The organism is Mobilicoccus pelagius NBRC 104925 (assembly GCF_000247995.1).
Classification (GTDB): domain Bacteria; phylum Actinomycetota; class Actinomycetes; order Actinomycetales; family Dermatophilaceae; genus Mobilicoccus; species Mobilicoccus pelagius.
Genome location: NZ_BAFE01000094.1, coordinates 141,152 through 158,678, shown reverse-complemented (window position 1 = coordinate 158,678; position 17,527 = coordinate 141,152). Strand labels below are relative to the sequence as shown.

16 protein-coding genes are annotated in these 17,527 nt (G+C 73.2%); 5 read left to right on the top strand and 11 right to left on the bottom strand.

Annotation, left to right across the window (positions count from 1 at the left end; all coding sequences use genetic code 11):
- Positions 1-441: 441 nt before the first annotated feature.
- The 6 genes from bioD to MOPEL_RS15030 all read right to left on the bottom strand — a co-directional run bounded on the left by bioD (position 442) and on the right by MOPEL_RS15030 (position 5,257).
- A complete protein-coding gene (gene bioD / locus MOPEL_RS15050) occupies positions 442-1,176 on the bottom strand; it encodes an ATP-dependent dethiobiotin synthetase BioD (protein ID WP_040634927.1) in 735 nt (244 codons plus the stop codon).
- Complete coding sequence (locus MOPEL_RS18805; protein WP_281023938.1) at positions 1,173-1,298, bottom strand: hypothetical protein; 126 nt, start codon at positions 1,296-1,298, stop codon at positions 1,173-1,175. The genes bioD and MOPEL_RS18805 overlap by 4 nt, the downstream gene beginning before the upstream one ends.
- Before the next feature lie 213 nt (positions 1,299-1,511).
- Positions 1,512-2,942 (bottom strand): aminotransferase class III-fold pyridoxal phosphate-dependent enzyme, encoded by a 1,431-nt coding sequence (locus MOPEL_RS15045; RefSeq protein ID WP_009483745.1) that lies wholly within the window; start codon positions 2,940-2,942, stop codon positions 1,512-1,514.
- A 95-nt stretch (positions 2,943-3,037) separates the two neighbouring features.
- Positions 3,038-3,235, bottom strand: coding sequence for a hypothetical protein (locus MOPEL_RS18655; RefSeq protein ID WP_009483744.1), 198 nt, complete (start codon positions 3,233-3,235; stop codon positions 3,038-3,040).
- 78 nt (positions 3,236-3,313) lie between these two features.
- Entirely contained in the window at positions 3,314-3,775 is a 462-nt protein-coding gene (locus tag MOPEL_RS18650; RefSeq protein ID WP_009483743.1) for a hypothetical protein, read from the bottom strand.
- A 108-nt stretch (positions 3,776-3,883) separates the two neighbouring features.
- Positions 3,884-5,257 (bottom strand): M18 family aminopeptidase, encoded by a 1,374-nt coding sequence (locus tag MOPEL_RS15030; protein WP_009483742.1) that lies wholly within the window; start codon positions 5,255-5,257, stop codon positions 3,884-3,886.
- Positions 5,258-5,491: 234 nt separating this feature from the next.
- On the opposite strand from MOPEL_RS15030, the gene MOPEL_RS16270 reads away from it, so the two are divergent.
- Positions 5,492-6,412, top strand: a complete 921-nt coding sequence (locus MOPEL_RS16270; protein ID WP_009483741.1) for a WcbI family polysaccharide biosynthesis putative acetyltransferase — start codon at positions 5,492-5,494, stop codon at positions 6,410-6,412.
- A gap of 105 nt (positions 6,413-6,517) precedes the next feature.
- On the opposite strand, the gene MOPEL_RS15020 is transcribed toward MOPEL_RS16270, so the two are convergent.
- The 4 genes from MOPEL_RS15020 to MOPEL_RS15005 form a co-directional block, all read right to left on the bottom strand.
- Entirely contained in the window at positions 6,518-7,474 is a 957-nt protein-coding gene (locus tag MOPEL_RS15020) for a hypothetical protein (protein ID WP_009483740.1), read from the bottom strand.
- A 135-nt stretch (positions 7,475-7,609) separates the two neighbouring features.
- Positions 7,610-8,785, bottom strand: coding sequence for an N-acetylglucosamine-6-phosphate deacetylase (gene nagA, locus MOPEL_RS15015; RefSeq protein WP_009483739.1), 1,176 nt, complete (start codon positions 8,783-8,785; stop codon positions 7,610-7,612).
- A 1-nt stretch (position 8,786) separates the two neighbouring features.
- The gene (gene nagB / locus MOPEL_RS15010; RefSeq protein WP_009483738.1) at positions 8,787-9,572 is read right to left on the bottom strand and encodes a glucosamine-6-phosphate deaminase; all 786 of its coding nucleotides are present in this window, start codon (positions 9,570-9,572) and stop codon (positions 8,787-8,789) included.
- Between the two features lie 134 nt (positions 9,573-9,706).
- Entirely contained in the window at positions 9,707-11,734 is a 2,028-nt protein-coding gene (locus tag MOPEL_RS15005) for a glucose PTS transporter subunit IIA (RefSeq protein WP_009483737.1), read from the bottom strand.
- Positions 11,735-11,955: 221 nt separating this feature from the next.
- Here MOPEL_RS15005 and MOPEL_RS15000 point away from each other — a divergent pair, with 221 nt between their 5' ends.
- From MOPEL_RS15000 to MOPEL_RS14985, 4 genes are all read left to right on the top strand, one after another.
- Positions 11,956-12,747, top strand: a complete 792-nt coding sequence (locus MOPEL_RS15000; protein ID WP_009483736.1) for a GntR family transcriptional regulator — start codon at positions 11,956-11,958, stop codon at positions 12,745-12,747.
- 132 nt (positions 12,748-12,879) lie between these two features.
- Positions 12,880-14,235, top strand: coding sequence for an APC family permease (locus MOPEL_RS14995; protein WP_009483735.1), 1,356 nt, complete (start codon positions 12,880-12,882; stop codon positions 14,233-14,235).
- 216 nt (positions 14,236-14,451) lie between these two features.
- A complete protein-coding gene (locus MOPEL_RS14990) occupies positions 14,452-16,005 on the top strand; it encodes a sensor histidine kinase (protein ID WP_051992344.1) in 1,554 nt (517 codons plus the stop codon).
- On the top strand, positions 16,002-16,655 hold the full coding sequence (locus MOPEL_RS14985; RefSeq protein WP_009483733.1) for a response regulator: 654 nt from the start codon (positions 16,002-16,004) through the stop codon (positions 16,653-16,655). Before MOPEL_RS14990 ends, MOPEL_RS14985 begins: the two co-directional genes overlap by 4 nt.
- Positions 16,656-16,762: 107 nt before the next feature.
- Here MOPEL_RS14985 and narI read toward each other — a convergent pair whose 3' ends face one another.
- A complete protein-coding gene (narI, locus tag MOPEL_RS14980) occupies positions 16,763-17,527 on the bottom strand; it encodes a respiratory nitrate reductase subunit gamma (RefSeq protein WP_009483732.1) in 765 nt (254 codons plus the stop codon).

Here is a 17,527-nt window from a genome sequence, read left to right as displayed (position 1 = left end):
TGCCCGAGGCGCGGGACGGACGTCCCCCACCTGCACGGAAACCGGTCGTTCGGAGTGGTCGAGGTCACGTCCGATCGGTCGGGGACATGTGGCCCGGGGGCCCGCCCGGCCGACCCCGGCCACGACCCGCCGAAGTCGCGGTGCCGACGTGAGATCGGTACGGGCGAAAACATGGCCCGCCCTCGGTTCCACGTGGGCCGAGGCGATCGCCTCGTGGTCGACGGTGGAGGCGGCGTTCCGGAGGAGGGCCCGCAGGTGGGGCTGGGCAAGCACGACCGCCCCCGGACGTGCGACGTCCTCGCTGCCGCACGTCGTCCCTGAGCAGAGGCGGCGCGCCGTCGACGACGGGCTGCTCTCGACGGGCGCCCGGCGTGCTCGCGGCATCTCGACGGGGCCCCTGACGTCGCCGCGTCGCGCGCGCCTCTGCGGCGAGACGTCTGTTCAGGCGCCGGTGCCCGACGACGCCTTCGTACCGGGCAGGGTGAGCCAGGTGGGGGCCGAGGCCGTGAACGTGGCGGTGTCGAGACGGCCCGCACCCGACGGGATGCGGCCGAGGAGGGAGCGGCCGGTGACGCGGGGCAGGTCGAGGACGTTCTGCTCGAGGACGAGAGGCACTTCACCGTCCGTGGGCCAGGTGCCGAACACGTAACCGTCGCAGGGCAGCCCGCGGTGGTCGAGTGCCTCCTGGGTGAGGGCGCAGAGGTTGAGCGTGCCGAGCACCGGGTCCGCGATGACGACGAACCCGCAGTCGATCCCGTCGTCGAGGAGCGCGCGGGCGAGGTCGGCCTGCGTACCGCCCTCGGTGTCGAGCTGCACGAGGAGCCCACCGGCGCCCTCGGCGACGACGAGGTCGACGTCGTCGCGGCGCGCGAGCTCCGCGAGGGACGCGGCGTGCCCGGCGACCGTGGGGATTCCCACGCCCGCGACCCGTGCCGCCGCGGCCGGGGCGAGCGGGTCGGGCAGGCGGACGAACTCGTGGGTCTCGACCTCGCCTGCGAGGCGGCGGATCTCGTCGGCGTCGCTGCCGTGTTCACCCGGCTGCAACCCCGTCTGCGCGGGCTTGACGTAGACGACGCGTCGCCCCGCCGCCCGGGCGGCCGCGACGATCGCCGCCGCCGCGACCGTCTTGCCGATGTCGGTGTTCGTTCCCGCGATGCAGAGCACTCGTGCCGTCATGACCCGATGATCCCCCGGAGCACCGCGAGGGCCGGAGCGAGGTCGGCCTCGGTGTGATCGGCGTGGGAGGAGCCCGTCCCACCGCCGTACGTGCGCACCGCCGCGATCGCACCCTCGATCACGTCGGGGTGGGTGAGCAGCCCGAGGTAGCCGTTCCCAGCGAGTCGAGGGCGGCCGCTCCCCCGCCGCCGGGGCGGGCAGACGCGGCGGCCGGGCGACGAGGGTCCGGACGAGTCCGAGACGCTCCCGGCGTTCCTCGTGCGCCGTGAGGAACGCGTCGAGTCCGGGGTTGCCCGCATCCCCGACGCCGGGCCCGGCGGTGGGTGAGGTGTCGGTCATCGTCCGTGCACCTCCCCGACGGCGGTGACGAGGGCGGCACCGATGGCGGCGACGTCGTCGGGCTCGGCGACGAACGGGGGCATCGTGTAGACGCAGTCGCGGAAGGGTCGGACCCACACGCCGTGGTCGAGGGCGAGTGCGGCGACCTCGGCGGCGCGGACGGGCTCGCGGAGCTGGATCACGCCGACCGCGCCGAGGGTGCGCACGTCGGCGACGGACGCGAATCCGGCTGCGGGAGCGAGCGACTCGCGCAGGCCGCCCTCGACGCGGGCGACGCGGGGCAGGGGGTCGTCGCGGCGCAGGAGGTCGAGGCTCGCCCCGGCGATCGCGGCGACGAGGGGGTTGCCCATGAACGTCGGTCCGTGCATGAGGGCCCCGGCGGGTTCGGCGCTCACGCCGCGGGCGATGCGGGGGGCGCAGAGCATCGCGGCCATCGTCGCGTACCCGCCGGTGAGGGCTTTGCCGACGCAGAGGATGTCGGGCACGACCCCGACGCGGTCGGCGGCCCAGAACGTGCCGGTGCGCCCGAAGCCGGTGGCGATCTCGTCGAAGATGAGCACGGAGTCGTTGGCGCGGGCGAGCTCGGCGAGGACGCGGACGCAGTGGGGACTGTAGGCGTGCATCCCGCCTGCGCCCTGGAGCACGGGCTCGCAGATGACTCCGGCGATGTCGTCGGCGTGCGCGGCGAACAGCGCGCGGGTCTCGGTCTCCCACGCGACGATCTCGGGGTCGTCGGGGGCGCGGTCGACACCGGCGGGCGGGCGCGGCGCGAAGAGCTGCTCGGGCAGGACGCCGGTGAAGAGGGAGTGCATGCCGCCGACCGGGTCGCACACGCTCATCGCGCCGAACGTGTCGCCGTGGTAGCCGCCGCGGATCGTGAACATCCGCCGCCGGGGCCGTCCGGTGAGGGCGTGGTACTGCCACGCGGCCTTGAGCGCGACCTCGACGGACACCGACCCGGAGTCGGCGAGGAAGACGTGCTGCAGCGTCTCGTCGTCGCCGACGTCGTGGGCGCCGGGGTCACCCGCGGCGCCCGTTCCGCCGATCGTGCCGTTCGCACCGGGGGCGAGGGCGATCAGCTTCTCCGCCAACGAGATCGCGGGTGCGTGGGTGAGTCCGCCGAACATCACGTGACCCATCGCGTCGAGCTGCTGCCGGGCCGCGGCGTCGAGCTCGGGCACGCCGTACCCGTGGATCGCGCACCACCAGGACGCCATCGCGTCGATCGCCTCGACGGTGCGTCCCGGGTCGTCGGCGGGGCGGAGCCGGATCCGCACCCCCGACGCGGACTCCGCGAACTGCATCACCGACGGCCGCAACGCGGACGAGTAGGGATGCCACACGTGCGCCCGGTCGAATGCGAGCAGCCGCCGCACCTCCTCCTCGGGCAGGGCGGACGGGGCGGGGATCGCGGCGCTGTCGGTCACGGGGCCATTGTGCCGACGCCGCCACGGCGGCGGGGCGGGGTCCCGGGGCGGTCGTGCGTCACTCGCGCGGCATCGGCCCCGTCGGCACGAGTCGGTCAGAAGTCGCGGTCGGTGAGCCCGAGGCGTCGCCACCCCTCTCGGGACTCCTCCTCGTCGAGCCACGTGACGTCGTGGGTGACCTCCGGTCCGGGCTCGTACACCGTCCTGACCCGCCGGCCGAGGAGGCGTCGTGGTCGTGTCGTCCCCTCGGCCTCGCGGGTGTAGTGGCCTTCGTCGAGGTCGCGGACCTCCACGACGCGCCTGTGACGCCCACGCAGCAGAAGGACGGACGTGGGGAAGACCGAGCCGGTGGTCGGGCCGCAGGTCGGGTCTCAACCGCGGGTGCGGCGACGGGTGAGCGCACCGGCGCCGAGGCCGACCACCGCCGGAACGGCGACGAGGCCGATGTGGAACGGGGTGAGGGTCCGCAGGTCCGAGGCGAGGACGGCGGTGTCGACCGGCCGGGTGAAGCCCTGCGCCTGCAGCGGAGCCGACAGGCCGAGCAGGACCGCTACGGCGATCCACCATGCGACGCGGGCCGCGAGCGAGGCGCCACGCGCGGGTCGTCCGGCCTCCGCCGCGCGCACACCGCTGCCCGACCGCGGCGCCCGGTGCCCGTCGAGAAGCGCCCACACGAGCGAGAGCAGCGCGGTGACGGCGAACGCCATGAGACCGGCACCGATGTTCACCCCCACCTCCGCGTCGGACATGCCGAGATCGAGGAGCCACACCGTCCCCCACGAGGCGACGAGCAGACCGAGGAGGCGGACGACGACGGCGATCACATGAGTCATGCCACCACCTTCCCGCCCGCATCCCCGCACGTCTTGAGCACGACTACTTACCCGCGATCACACGCTCCCGGCCTCACCCGGGCCACGCCGCGCCACCGTGGGTACGGGTCAGCGCGGGGAGAGGCAGGCGGTGAGGGCGGCGACGTACATCCCCGGGTCCTTCGCGCCGGTGAGTTCGCGGGCCGAGTGCATCGAGAGCATCGGGGCGCCCACGTCGACGGTCGTCGCGCCGGTGAGTGCGGCCGACATCGGGCCGATCGTCGACCCGCACGGCATGTCGCCACGGCTGCGGAACACCTGCATCGGCACCCTGGCCTGCTCGCACGCGAGGGCGAACGCGCCGGAGCCCGGGGCGTCCGAGGCGTACCGGCCGCGGGAGTTGACCTTGAGCACGGGGCCGCCGTTGATCTCGATGCGATGGTTCGGCTCGTGGAGGTCCGCGTAGTTGGGGTGCGTCGCGTGCGCCATGTCGGCCGAGACGATGAGGCTGCCCGCGAGCGCCCGCAGGTGGTCCTCCCGGCTGCCACCGCGGGCGAGGACCACCCGTTCGAGCACGGCGGGCAGGAACGTCGAGTCGCCGCCGGAGGACGTCGTCGACCCGATCTCCTCGTGGTCGAAGAGGACGAGGAACGGGATGTGCGGGGCGCCCGACGCCTCGGGCCCGGAGCCCTCGAGCGCGTCGACGGCGTCGAGGAGCGCGGCGGTGCCCGCATACGACGTGCCGAGGTTGTCGAGGCGCGGCGCGGCGACGAGATCGGCCTCCCGGCCGAGGGGGCCCGACGGGGTGAGGTCGTGGGTCATCACGTCCCACGCGAGGACGTCGGTGGGGGCGACGTCGAGGAGCTCGGCGAGCCAGGCGTCGAACGTCGGCGCCGCGCCGGTCGCACCCCAGATCGGCGTGAGGTGACGCTGCGGGTTGAGGGCGAGCCCGTCGTTCGTGCTGCGGTCGAGGTGGATCGCGAGCTGCGGCACCCGGAGGACGGCCTCGTCGACGCGGACGAGACGCTCCGCCACCCCGAACGGCGACGAGGCGTCGCGCACGGCGACCCGACCGGAGAGGCCGAGGTCGCGGTCGAGCCACGAGTTGAGCAACGGCCCGCCGTAGACCTCGACGACGAGCTGGTCCCACCCGGCCGACGAGGCGTCGGGGCTTGGGGAGACGCGGAGGTTCGGGGAGTCGGTGTGGCCGCCGACGACGCGGAACGGGGTCGCGGCCGGCGCGTCGGCGGGGAGGTGCGCGGTCGACCAGGCGGCGAGCGACCCGCCCCGACGCACGAGGTGGTGGCCGGGTTCCGTCGGCCACGCCTCCGTCTCCTCCAGGACGCGGAACCCCGCCCCCTCGAGACGCCGGGTCACCTCGGCAGTGGCGTGGTACGGCGACGGGGAGGCGTCGACGAACGCGCACAGCTCGCGGGCACGGGCGTCGAGGCCGCGGAGGTCGGGGGCGGTGGACGTGGCGGGGCGGTGGGCGTCGTCGGACATGTCCCCACGATACGAGCGCGGCGACGCCGTCCCGAGGTTTTCCGCCGCACCCCTCACCCCCTGGGGTCGTCTCCCTCCCATCCACGGTCACGACGTCCCGCGCACGACGGGCCATGCCGCGCCGGAGCCCGCGGGTCCCGGGGACGCGGCAGGCCCCCCGGCGGGCGCCGCCGGCGCTGCCGGCCGTCGAGGCCGCCGTGCATACGGATCCCCGACGACGGGTACTCCAGGGGCATGAACGCATCGGTCGCGTCTCAGGCGCAGCAGGGTCGGCGCGCCTCCGCCGAGGACCGCCGCGTGCTCCCACTCTGGGTGATCTACGGCGGGCCACAAGCGGATTCGCTGCGCCGCCTGCTCAATTCCGACCCGCACGCGCCCTACATCGCGGTGAGTTCCACGTCGGCGGACGCCCTGCAGGCGCAGAACATGCCGGGGTTCCTCCGCCTGCTCAACCACGCGGACGCCTTCATCTGCGAGCGCCTCCCCCGCGCCTACCGCGGCCTGCCGATCGGCTTCGAGGATCTCCTCCCGCACCTGCGCCCCGGGATCCCGGTCGTCACCTTCCCGCGCATCACCTACTCCGGGCTGCACCCGTTCCAGGTCGGTCGCGATCCGTCCGCCGGGCTGCCCGACCCGCCGCTCGTGCCCTATCACGACCTCCGTTCGGTGGCGGCCGCCGCGGGGACGGTGCCGGTCGAGGAGGCCCGTCACACCTTCCCCAGCGCGCAGGTCATCCGCGAGTACGCGGCATGGCAGCTCTTCCGCATCCGGCAGGAGGAGGGACGCACCGACTGCGCGATCGCCGCGTCCGTGCGCAGCGCGGGCCTCGAGGCCGTCCACACCGTCGACCGGCCGGGCAATCCCTTGCTCCTGCGGATCGCGCGCAACGTCCTCGCCGCGCTCGACGCGGAGGACACCGTCGTCGATCCGACGACGATGCTCCTCGGCCAGTGCCGCTCACCCGTGGACGCCAGGATCGCCGAGGCACTCGGCACCCCGGCACCCGACACGGACTCCTGGACGATTCACGGCCGCGAACTCACGCTCGAACAGATCCGGGACGCCCAGATCTCCTGGTACCGAGGTCATCCCGACGTCGTCAAGGCGGTCATCGCCGCCGAGGCGCCGCGGATGCACCTCCTCGGCCTGCTGTGATCGCCCGCGCCCGTCCCGCGGGACCGGTGCCGGACACGCGGACGGCGCCGCGCGTCCTGGCCGGCACGACCGCCGCGCGCCCTGGCCGACCCGACCCGACCCGACTCACTCGTAGAGGACGTACTCCGGAGTGGGCGTGAGGGCGAGCACCTGCGCGGGGGTCATGAGCTTCCATCCCGGCCGCGCGGTGTCCTCCTGGTAGAAGAGCTTGAAGCCCGGGTGGACGAACGCCGGCTTGACCCCCATGAGGGCCTTCCACGTCCCCTCCTTGAGCTCCTGGTCGCCGATCCCGTCGACGCTGAGGATGAACGCGACACCCTTGCGGTCCTGCAGCTGGGCGTGGTTGCGCACCCAGTTGACGCGGATCATGTGGTAGAGCATGACCTTCTGCGGCAGGTCGTTGTCGGTGACGATCCGGTCGAGGTAGGCGGAGACCGCGTTGAGCTCCTTGGCGTCGGTGCTCCCGAACGACTTCATCGGCTCCTGGTTCGGTCCCATGCGCCATTCCGGGTCGAGGGCGACGCCGACGTCGGGCTCCTTGAGGAACTTCTCGTACTTCTTCACCTCGGTGACGAAGTCGGAGCGGCCCGGCTGGATGGCGAGGAGGAGCACGCCGTCGACCTTGCGGATCGCGTCGAGGTGCGCCTGGATCTTCTCGTCGCTCGACACGGTGCGGCATTTGGGTGCGACGCGGCACGGCTGCACCGTCGTCGCGATGACCTCGAGGACCGGCATGATCTTGCGGCCGTCCGTCGCGTACGGCTGGGCCCGCTCGACGATCTCCTTCATGCGGTCGTCGATGTCGCCGACGCCCGCCCGGCCGAGGCCCGGCCCGCTGCCCTTGACGCCGGAGTAGCCGACGAGGCGGTAGGTCGGGAAGATCTCTCGCCCGCCACCGGGCAGTTCCTTGGGGGTGGGGGTCGGCGTCGGCGTGGGCGCCTGCACCCCCACGTCGGCCCGGGACGTGCCGCCGGTCACCGAAGGCTCCGGCGGGATGCCGGAACACGCGGAGAGCGTCAGGGCGGCCGTCAGGGAGAGGAGGGCGAGTCGGGAGCGACGCACGGGAGACCTTTCACGCTCGGCGGGCCGCCGCGGTTCTCGGCGACTCTCTTCATGGTACGGGCGGATCCGGGCACGACACGTCTGCGCGGCGCCCCGTCGGATGCGACGCCGCGCAGGCTTCCCCCGGGGTGACGCTCAGGCCCCCGCCACCCACGCTCCGGCCGCCATCACCCCGCGGACCTGCAGGTCCGCGTCGAGGACGACGAGATCGGCCGGGGATCCCTCGACGAGGGCGCCGCCCGGGACGCCGACGGCGCGGGCGGGATTCGTCGAGGTCTGACGCACGGCGTGGAGGAGGGCCGCGTCTCCCTCGTGGCCGCCGTGGGCGACGGCGAACCGGAACAGACGGTCCATCGTCGCCGTGCTGCCCGCGATCGTGGGTGTGCCCGCGACGCGGGCCGTGCCGTCGACGACGTCGACGTCGAGCGCCCCGAGGAGGTAACGGCCGTCGGTCATCCCCGCCGCGGACATCGCGTCGGTGACGACGACGACCCGATCCGGCCCCGCCTCCGCACACGCGAGGGCGTACACGGACGGGTGGAGGTGGACCCCGTCGGTGATCATCTCGACGGTGACGCGGGGGTCCTCGAGGAGCGCGACGACGGGCCCGGGTTCACGGTGGTCGACGGGACGCATCGCGTTGAAGAGGTGCGTCCCGACCCGGGCGCCCGCCTCGATCGCGGCGCGGGCCTCCTCGTACGTCGCGTCGGTGTGGCCGACGGCGACGACGACGCCCGCTTCGACGAACCGGTGGACCGCGTTGATCGCACCGGGCAGCTCGGGCGCGAGGGTGATCATGCGGATCGCGCCGTCCGCCGCCTCGAGGAGGCGGTCGATCTCGGCCGGGTCGGGCGCACGGAGGGTACCGAGGTCGTGGGCGCCGAGACGGCCCGGCGACATCCACGGCCCCTCGAGGTGGATCCCGCAGACCGCCCCCTCCTGCACGACAGGGGCGAGTCCGGCGACCTCTCGGAGGAGCTCGTCGGGGTGGGCGGAGACGAGCGAGGCCATCATCCGCGTCGTGCCGTGGGCACGGTGGAGGCCGGTGGCCGTGGCGACGGCCTCGGGGGTCGCGTCGGTGAACGCGGCCCCGCCGCCGCCGTGGGAGTGCATGTCGACGAATCCGGGGACGACGGTCGTCGCGCCGAGGTCGGCGACCTCACCCGCCCCTGGGGCGGGGCGACCAGCGCCGACGTTCGTGACCTGCGTCCCCGTGATCTCGACCCACCCCGGACGGTGGACGTCCGTGCCGGTGACGACGGCGTCCGCGGTGAGCAGGGTCGGGGCCGCGTCGTGCGTGTCGTCCGGCATGTCAGAGGCCCTGCCAGGCGGGCTTGGTCTCCCAGGACTGCCGGAAGTACGGCGCGAGCGTGAGACGCCCGGCGGCGGCCTCGTCGAGGAGGATCGTCGCGTGCGGGTGGTGCTGGAGGATCGTCGCCGGCCACATCGCGCTCACCGGGCCCTCGACGAGGTGCTGCACGGCCTCCGCCTTGCCCTCGCCCGTTGCGAGGAGGACGACGTGCCGCGCCTCCATGATCGTGCCGAGCCCCTGGGTGAGGCAGTGCACGGGGACGGCGTCGAGGTCGTCGTCGAAGAACCGCGCGTTGTCGACGCGGGTCTGATGCATGAGGGTCTTGATGCGGGTGCGGGACGCGAACGAGGAGCCCGGCTCGTTGAACGCGATGTGCCCGTCGGTGCCGATGCCGAGGATCTGCAGGTCGATGCCGCCGGCGGCGGCGATGGCCGCGTCGTAGGCGGCGCACGCGGCGGGGATGTCCTGCGCCGCCCCGTCGGGGGTGTGGAGGGCGTTCGCGGGCAGGTCGACGCGACTCGCGAACTCGCGCTCGATGACGGTGCGGTACCCCTCGGGGTGTCCCGGCGGCAGGCCGACGTACTCGTCGAGCGTGAACGCGCGCGCCTGCGCGAAGCTCACCTCCCCCGCCTCGTGACGGCGGACCAGCTCGTCGTAGACGGGCAGCGGCGACGACCCGGTGGCGAGTCCGAGGACGGCGCCCGGGCGGTGCTGCAGCAGCGCGACGATCGCGTCGGCGGCCAGCCGGCCCAGCTCGGCGGCCTCCTCGAGGATGACGATCTCCATGACAACTCCTGATGTGACGGTCGAGGGTCGACTCTCGCGTCGGGCGCGACGACGTGCCGGGCGAAGAGACGGGACGGGGGGAGCCGGTCCACCCCCGCCGGGGCACCCGGAGGATGCCCCGGCGAGGACGGGGTTCAGCGGTGGGCGGTGAAGAGCTCGTCGAGACGCGCGACCTCGCGGCCGGCCTCGCCGCGGATGTCCTCGCCCTTCGCCTCGAGGACGACGACGGGGACGACGCTCGCGTGACCGGCGGCGCGGACGGCGGGCACGTCGTACGTCGTCATGAGCTCGCCGGCACGCACCGTGGCGCCCTTGCCGACGTGGGTGACGAACCCGCGACCCTCGAGACGGACCGTGTCGAGGCCGAGGTGGACGAGGACGCCCGTGCCGTCCTTGGTCTCGATCGCGAACGCGTGCGGCCAGGACTGGACGACGGTGCCGCTCACCGGCGCGACGACGTCCACGTTCTCGTGACGCGGATCGATCGCGAGACCGTGACCGACGAGGCCCTGGGCGAACGTCGCATCCGGCACCTCCGAGAGCGGGACGACACGTCCGGCGACCGGAGCGAGGACGACGGTCTCGCCCGGGTGGGCGGCCTCGCGGTGCGCGGCGACCGCGGTCGGGGTGGGGGCGATGCCCGTCGCGGGCCACCCGGCGAGCGCGGCGCGGATGTCCGTCTTGAGGGCGTCGGCCTGCGGGCCGAACACGGCCTGGACGTTGTTGCCGACCTCGACGACACCCGCGGCACCGAGCGCCATGAGCTTGTCCTTGCTCACCCGCGCCTTGTCGACGACCTCGATGCGGAGACGCGTGATGCAGGCGTCGACGTCGCGAAGGTTGTCACGGCCACCGAACGCCTCGATGAGTGCCTCGGCGCGGCCGCCGCCGGTGGCAGAGCGGCCCGTCGTGTGCGTCCCGTCGTCGGCGACGGCCTGGACGTCACCGCGGCCCGGGGTGCGCATGTTCCACTTCGTGATCGCGAAGCGGAACAGGACGTAGTAGAGGACGAAGAACCCGACCCCCATCGAGACGAGCAACGGGATGTTCTTCGCAGCCGGTGCGGTGCCGTAGAGGAGCAGGTCGAAGAGTCCCGCGGAGAACGAGAAGCCGAGGTGGATGTCGAGCGCGTAGGCGATCGCCATCGAGACACCGGTGAGGATCGCGTGGAGGACGTAGAGCGGGAACGCCGCGAACATGAACGCGAACTCGAGCGGCTCGGTGATGCCGGTGAGGAACGCGGTGAGGCCGGCGGCGCCGAGGATGCCCGCGGCGGCCTTCTTCTGCTCGGGGCGGGCGACGTGCATCATCGCGAGCGCGGCGCCGGGGAGGCCGAACATGAGGATCGGGTAGAAGCCCGAGGTGAGGTGACCACCGGTCGGGTCGCCGGCGGCGAAGCGGGTGAGCTCACCGGTGACGACGGCGGTCCCGGTGTTGTAGTCGCCGTAGATGAACCAGATGAACGAGTTGAGGATGTGGTGCAGGCCGAAGGGGATGAGCATGCGGTTGGCGAACCCGTAGAGGAACGCACCGACGATGCCCGAGCCGGCGATGAACTTGCCCGTGGCGGTGAGGCCGGTGGCGAAGATCGGGTAGAAGTAGCTCATCGCGAAGCCGACGACGAGGGTCGCGAGCGAGACGACGATCGGCACGAACCGGCGGCCGCCGAAGAAGCCGAGGTAGGTCGGCAACTGGATCTCGTGGTACCGGTCGAACAGCCAGGCCGTGATGAGGCCGACGATGATGCCGCCGAGGACGTTGTAGCTGATCATCGCTTGGTTGCCGGCCTGGTCCATCTGGCCGGCGAGGATGACGGGCGACATCGCCGTGAAGACGCCGTCGAGGACGAGGTAGCCGGCGACCGCCGAGAGGGCGGTGGAGCCGTCGGCCTTGCGGGCGAACCCGATGGCGACGCCGACGGCGAAGAGCAGCGCGAGGTTCTTGAAGATCGCATCGCCACCGGCGCTCATCGCGTCGAAGAACGGGCCGATGATCGGCGTGTCGATCTTGCCGAGGAGGTCGTCCTGGCCGAGGCGCAGCAGGATGCCGGCCGCGGGCAGCAGGGCGATGGGGAGCATGAGGCTCGTGCCGAGGCGCTGGAGTCCCGCGAAGCCGGGGCGCCTTCCGGCGGATGGTGTCGTCGTCGCGGGCGTCGTGGCCACGTCGACCTCCTTGGGTGTCCGTGTGGATGTCGGTCCGTCCGCGTCCCCGCAGGAGGTGCGGGGACGGCGTCCTGTGGTCCAGTATTGGACTAGACCAATCGAGGGTCAATACTCGAAGAGATGCGAGGGCCGTCGGTCCTCCCCGGAGGGCGACCCCGGTGTCGTGCGAGACTCGCGGACCGGATGTGCCCACGTCGACGCAGGTGAGAAGGGGGGCGGCCGTGCGGGTCCCGAAGTACTACCGGGTCAAGGAGCAGCTCCTCACCCTGATCGCCGACGCCCCCGCGGGCGCGCCCGTGCCGGCGGAACGCGATCTCGCCGAACGCTTCTCGACCTCGCGTACGACGGTGCGGCAGGCCATCGCCGAACTCGTCGTCGAGGGACGCCTGGAGCGCACGCAGGGGCGCGGCACGTTCGTCGCGCGGCCGAAGCTCTTGCAGGTGCGCCCCCTCACGTCGTTCAGCCAGGACCTCGAGGCGGAGGGACGCCGACCGGGCAGCCTCGTCCTGTCGGTGACACGCGCCGCCGCCGACGCCGATCTCGCCCGCCTCCTCGACGTGGAGGTGGGCGCCGTCGTGCATCGCGTCGACCGCCTGCGCACCGTCGCGGACGAGCCGATCGCCCACGAGATCGCCCACGTCCCCGGCCCGCTCGACGACCTCGAGGCCGAACTGGCCGCACGAGGATCTCTCTACGCGACCCTCGCCGAGGCCTACGGGCGGCGCATCGCTACCGTCGAGGACGTCGTCGAGACCGCCCTCGCCGACCCCCGGGAGGCCGACCTCCTCGGCGTCGAGGTGGGCCTGCCGATGCTGCTCGTCCACCGCACCGCATGGGACACCCACGGTCGCCCCCTCGAACGCACGAGGTCCGTCTTCCGCGGCGACCGTTTCCGCTTCGTCGCCCGCCACGACGTCGCCCGCACGGACCCTGCCGACCCCGTCGGCCCCGACGAGGTCGCCGGGCCCGACGAGGTCGCCGGGCCCGGCGGTCGGATCGCGCGGCGGGGATGAACGGAGGACCCCTCGGGCTGCGCGGGGCGACGCGGGCACCGGCGTCGCCCCAGGACGTGACGAGTGTGCACGACGTGGCGGCGCTCCACCGTCACATGGTCGGCTCGGACCCCGCCGGGCAGGATGGCATGTATGACCGAATCCCCTCCCCCCTCACCGGTATCGGACACCACCGGCACGCCACTGCGTCGTGCCGTGGGCACGACCGGACTGTTCCTCTTCATCCTCGGCGACGTGCTCGGCGCCGGTGTCTACGTCCTCGCCGGTGAGGTCGCCGGTCGGTCGGGTGGCGCCGTGTGGGTGCCGTTGCTCCTCGCCCTGATCCTCGCCCTGTTCACCGCCGGTTCCTACGCCGAGCTCGCCACCCGCTACCCGCGGGCCGGTGGATCGTCGTCGTACGCGCACCGCGCGTTCGGACCGTTCGCCGGGTTCCTCGTCGGGTACTGCATGCTCGCGGCCGGCATCGTCTCGGTCGGCGCTCTCTCCCTCGGCTTCGCCGGTGACTACCTCAGCGAATTCGTCGACGTGCCCGTGCCCGTCGCGGCGACGATCTTCCTCGTGCTCCTCGCCGCGCTCAACGCCCGCGGCGTCAAGGAGTCCCTCGGCGCCAACGCGGTCGCGACGGTCGTCGAGGTCTCCGGCCTGCTCCTCATCATCGGCCTCGGCGCGTGGGTGATCCTCCGCGGCGACGCCGACCTCGGTCGTCTCACCCAGCTCGGCACCCCGGAGGAGGGGCCGTTCCGGGCCGTCCTCGGCGGCGCCGTCCTCGCCTACTACTCCTACGTCGGGTTCGAGACGTCGGTAAACATCGCCGAGGAGGCCCGCGACCCGCGCCGTTCCTACCCGCGGGCCCTGTTCGGCGCCCTCGCCGTCGCAGGTGTCATCTACGTTCTCGTCGGTGCCGCCGCGAGCGCCGTCGTCCCCACCGACCAGCTCGCCGCGTCCTCCGGCCCGCTGCTCGAGGTCGCCCGCGTCGCGGGTGGCGTTCCGCTCGTGCTGTTCAGCGTCATCGCGCTCGTCGCCGTCGCGAACGGCGCGCTCCTCACCGGGATCATGTCGTCCCGCCTCGCCTACGGCATGGCCCGCGACGGTCTCCTCCCCTCGGTGCTCGGCCGGGTCCTGCCGCAGCGCCGCACCCCGTGGGTGGCGATCGTCGTCACGACCGGGCTCTCGCTCGTCCTCGCCCTCCTCGGCAGCATCGCGACACTCGCCTCGACGCTCGTCCTCCTGCTCCTCGTCGTGTTCTCCTCCGTCAACGTCGCCTGCCTCGTCCTGCGCCGCCACGACGACGGACTGCCCGACCACTTCCGCGTACCGACGATCCTGCCTGTCCTCGGCCTCGCCTCCTGCCTGCTGCTCTTCACGCAGGTCGAGGCCGAGACGTGGGCGTTCGGTCTGCCGATGCTCGCCGTCGGTGCCGTCATGGCGTTCTTCGCCGCCCGCCACGCCCACCGGGTCGACGCCCGCCCCGCCGACGCCACCGCCTGACCCGGCCCTCGCCCGCGGCGCAGCCGCCCTGACGATCACGCCCGGTGTGGCCCCGGCCCACCGGGCGTGGTCGTCCCCACCTCGGCGTCGCGACGCCGAGCCGTCGCACCACCCGGCTCTCCGGCGCCGTCGGAACGGCCACCCCGCCCGCCGACACCCGCCCCACCCGACCAGGGGATGCGGGGCATCGGTCGACGCCCCGGCGACAATGGCGACATGGACGAACGCGGCTCGGTGCCGACACTGGAGGCGAGCGCCTCGCGGTACCTCGAGTGCGGGCAGCACCTGTTGTTCGCGCTCCTTCTCGTGCTCGGCACGGCCCGTGCGGTCCTCGTCGACCACGGCACGGCCGACCGGGGTGTCGCGGCGCTCGTGGGAGCGGCCCTCACGGCGGTCTGGTACGTCGTCGGCGCCGTGATGAGTCGCGCAGGGCAGGACCGTGCGCGTCGCCGCCGCGAGGCCGAGCTGAGGGGGATGCGACTGCCCTCGGACGACCTCCGGGACGACGCGGCCTCGACGCGCTCCCGCGTCCGGCGGGCCGGGGACGCCGAGCACGCCGGGGACGCAGAGGAGGCCATCACGGCACGGGGCGCACGCGGTGGACTCGCCTGGTTCGTCGTCCTCGTCGCGTGCTGGCTCGGGCTCCTGTGGATCTCCCCGGACTTCTCATGGGTGGCGTTCGCGTTGTTCCTCCTCGCGATCCACCTGCTGTCGACACCCGCGGCGCTCGGCACGATCGCGGCCCTCACCTGCTGCGTCGTCGCGTCGCAGGTGTCGGCCGGGGTGCCGAGCCCGGGACGGATCGTCGGCCCCGTCGTCGGCGCGATCGTCGCCGCGGGCGCCGGACTCATCTACCGGCGCATCCTCGCCGAGAGCGAGGACCGACGCCGCCTCGTCGCCGAGCTCGTCGTCGCGCAGGACGACCTCGTCGCCGTCCACGACGAACTCGCCGCCACCCAACGGGAGGCCGGTGTCCTCACCGAACGGCAGCGCCTCGCCCGCGACATCCACGACACCCTCGCGCAGGGTCTCTCCTCGATCGTCCTGCTCTCCCGCGCCGGGCTCGCCGGGGACGACGCCGCCCGCACCGACGTCCTGCGGCAGATCGAGGCGACCGCGGCCGACAACCTCGAGGAGGCGCGCCGCGTCGTCCACGCCCTCACCCCCGCCTCCCTCGAGGCGGCACCCCTGCCCACGGCCCTCACCCGCCTCCTCGAGCGGCTGCGCGAACAGACGTCTCTCGAGACGACCATCGACGTCGACGGCGACATGACGACGCTCGGCACCTCCGGCGAGGTCGCGCTGCTCCGGGTCGCGCAGAGCGCGCTGTCGAACGTGCGCCTCCACGCCCGCGCCGACCGGGTCGTCGTGGCCCTGACGAACACCGGGGACGCCGTGATGCTCGACGTCGTCGACGACGGCCGCGGCTTCGACCCCGCCCGCCTCGACGCCGCGCCCCTCGGCGGCACGGGCTTCGGCCTCCGCGCGATGCGAGAACGCCTCGCCACCCTCGGCGGCGCCCTCGGGGTCGACTCCGCCCCCGGCGAGGGCACGACGCTCACCGCGACGGTTCCGCTCGCGAACCCGACTGCAGCAGCGGGACGTCCCCCCGCCGGTGGCGACCGATCCGCCACGGTGGAGACGGCGGTGGACCCCGACCACACCGCCACCGATCCGACCGCCACCGATCCGACCGCCACTGATCCGACCGCCACTGACCAGGCCACCCCCGATCACCCGCCGACCGACCACCCCGGGAGCCCTCGATGACGCATCCGTCCGACGCCACCGGTACCCCGCCGCCGATCCGCGTGATGATCGTCGACGACCACCCCGTCGTCCGTGCCGGCCTGAGGGCGTTGCTCTCGACGTCGGGCCGCATCGAGGTCGCCGCCGAGGCGGAGAACGGCGAGCGTGCGCTCGAACTGCTCCGGTCGCTGTCGGTCGACGTCGTCCTCATGGACCTCCAGATGGGTGAGGGCATGGACGGCGTCACGGCGACGACGCAGATCCGCGCCGCGGACGGGCCGCCGGTGCTCATCCTCACGACGTACGACACCGACCGCGACATCGTCCGCGCCGTCGAGGCGGGCGCCGCAGGGTACCTCCTCAAGGACGCGCCCCCCGCCGACCTCGTCGAAGCCGTCGACACCGCCGCCCGCGGCGAGACGGCGCTCGCCCCCCGCGTGGCCGGGCGCCTCCTCACCCGGATGCGCGCGCCCCACGCCCAGCTGACCGGCCGCGAACTCGCCGTCCTCGGGGCCGTCGCCCGCGGCCTCACGAACCGGGCCGTCGCGAAGGAACTCTTCATCAGCGAGGCGACGGTGAAGACCCACCTCGTCCACGTCTACGAGAAGCTCGGCGTCGACTCGCGCACCGGCGCCGTCGCCGCCGCCCGCGAGGCGGGTCTCATCCGCTGACCCCCCAACCCCGGGGACAGTCACGGGGCGGCACCGGCCGTGAACACGACGCAGCCCGGTGGTCGTGACGACCACCGGGCTGCGTCTCGATGCGGTTTCGGACCCCGTCAGCGCCGGGCGGCGGGATGGGAGCCGTGGGCGCGGGTCTCGGGGAGGGTGCTGCGCTCCCAGCCGCGACGGGAGTCACGGGCGCCGAGGCGGCTGCCCTGGCGGCTGCGGTACACGACGTAGGGCCGCCAGAGGTAGCCGACCGGCGCGGAGAACACGTGGACGAGGCGCGTGAACGGCCACAGCGCGAAGAGCAGGCACGCGAGGAGCGCGTGGAGCTGGAACGTGAGCGGAGCGGCCGACATGAGGTCGGGGTCGGGCCGGAACGCGAACAACTGCCGGAACCAGATCGAGACGCCCTCGCGGTAGTCGTAGTGGGAGATCACGTTGCCGAGCGCGGTGTTCGCGAGGCCGAGGAGGATCACGGAGGCGAGCAGCACGTACATGAGCTTGTCGTTCGCCGTCGTCGCCTTGAACACCGCCGGGGTGAAGCGGCGACGCGCGAGGAGGATGAGCATCCCGACGACCGTGCACACACCCGCGACGGCACCGACGGAGACGGCCATGAAGTGGTAGGCCTCCTGGCTGAGGCCGACGGCCTCCGTCCACGACTTCGGGATGACGAGGCCGAGCACGTGACCGCCGATGACGAACAGCAACCCGAAGTGGAAGAGTGGGCTGCCGATCTGCAGCAGGCGGCTCTCGTACATCTGGGAGGAGCGCGTCGTCCACCCGAACTTGTCGTACTTGTAGCGCCACCAATGGCCCACGACGAACACGCCCATCGACAGGTAGGGCAGGGCCACCCACAACAGCTCACCCAT

Coding starts and splice junctions, on each gene's coding strand:
- narI (WP_009483732.1), bottom strand. CDS start 17,527: ATGGGTGAGCTGTTGTGGGTGGCCCTGCCCTACCTGTCGATGGGCGTG.
- MOPEL_RS14990 (WP_051992344.1), top strand. CDS start 14,452: ATGGACGAACGCGGCTCGGTGCCGACACTGGAGGCGAGCGCCTCGCGG.
- MOPEL_RS15030 (WP_009483742.1), bottom strand. CDS start 5,257: ATGTCCGACGACGCCCACCGCCCCGCCACGTCCACCGCCCCCGACCTC.
- nagA (WP_009483739.1), bottom strand. CDS start 8,785: ATGCCGGACGACACGCACGACGCGGCCCCGACCCTGCTCACCGCGGAC.
- bioD (WP_040634927.1), bottom strand. CDS start 1,176: ATGACGGCACGAGTGCTCTGCATCGCGGGAACGAACACCGACATCGGC.
- MOPEL_RS14985 (WP_009483733.1), top strand. CDS start 16,002: ATGACGCATCCGTCCGACGCCACCGGTACCCCGCCGCCGATCCGCGTG.
- MOPEL_RS16270 (WP_009483741.1), top strand. CDS start 5,492: ATGAACGCATCGGTCGCGTCTCAGGCGCAGCAGGGTCGGCGCGCCTCC.
- MOPEL_RS14995 (WP_009483735.1), top strand. CDS start 12,880: ATGACCGAATCCCCTCCCCCCTCACCGGTATCGGACACCACCGGCACG.
- MOPEL_RS18650 (WP_009483743.1), bottom strand. CDS start 3,775: ATGACTCATGTGATCGCCGTCGTCGTCCGCCTCCTCGGTCTGCTCGTC.
- nagB (WP_009483738.1), bottom strand. CDS start 9,572: ATGGAGATCGTCATCCTCGAGGAGGCCGCCGAGCTGGGCCGGCTGGCC.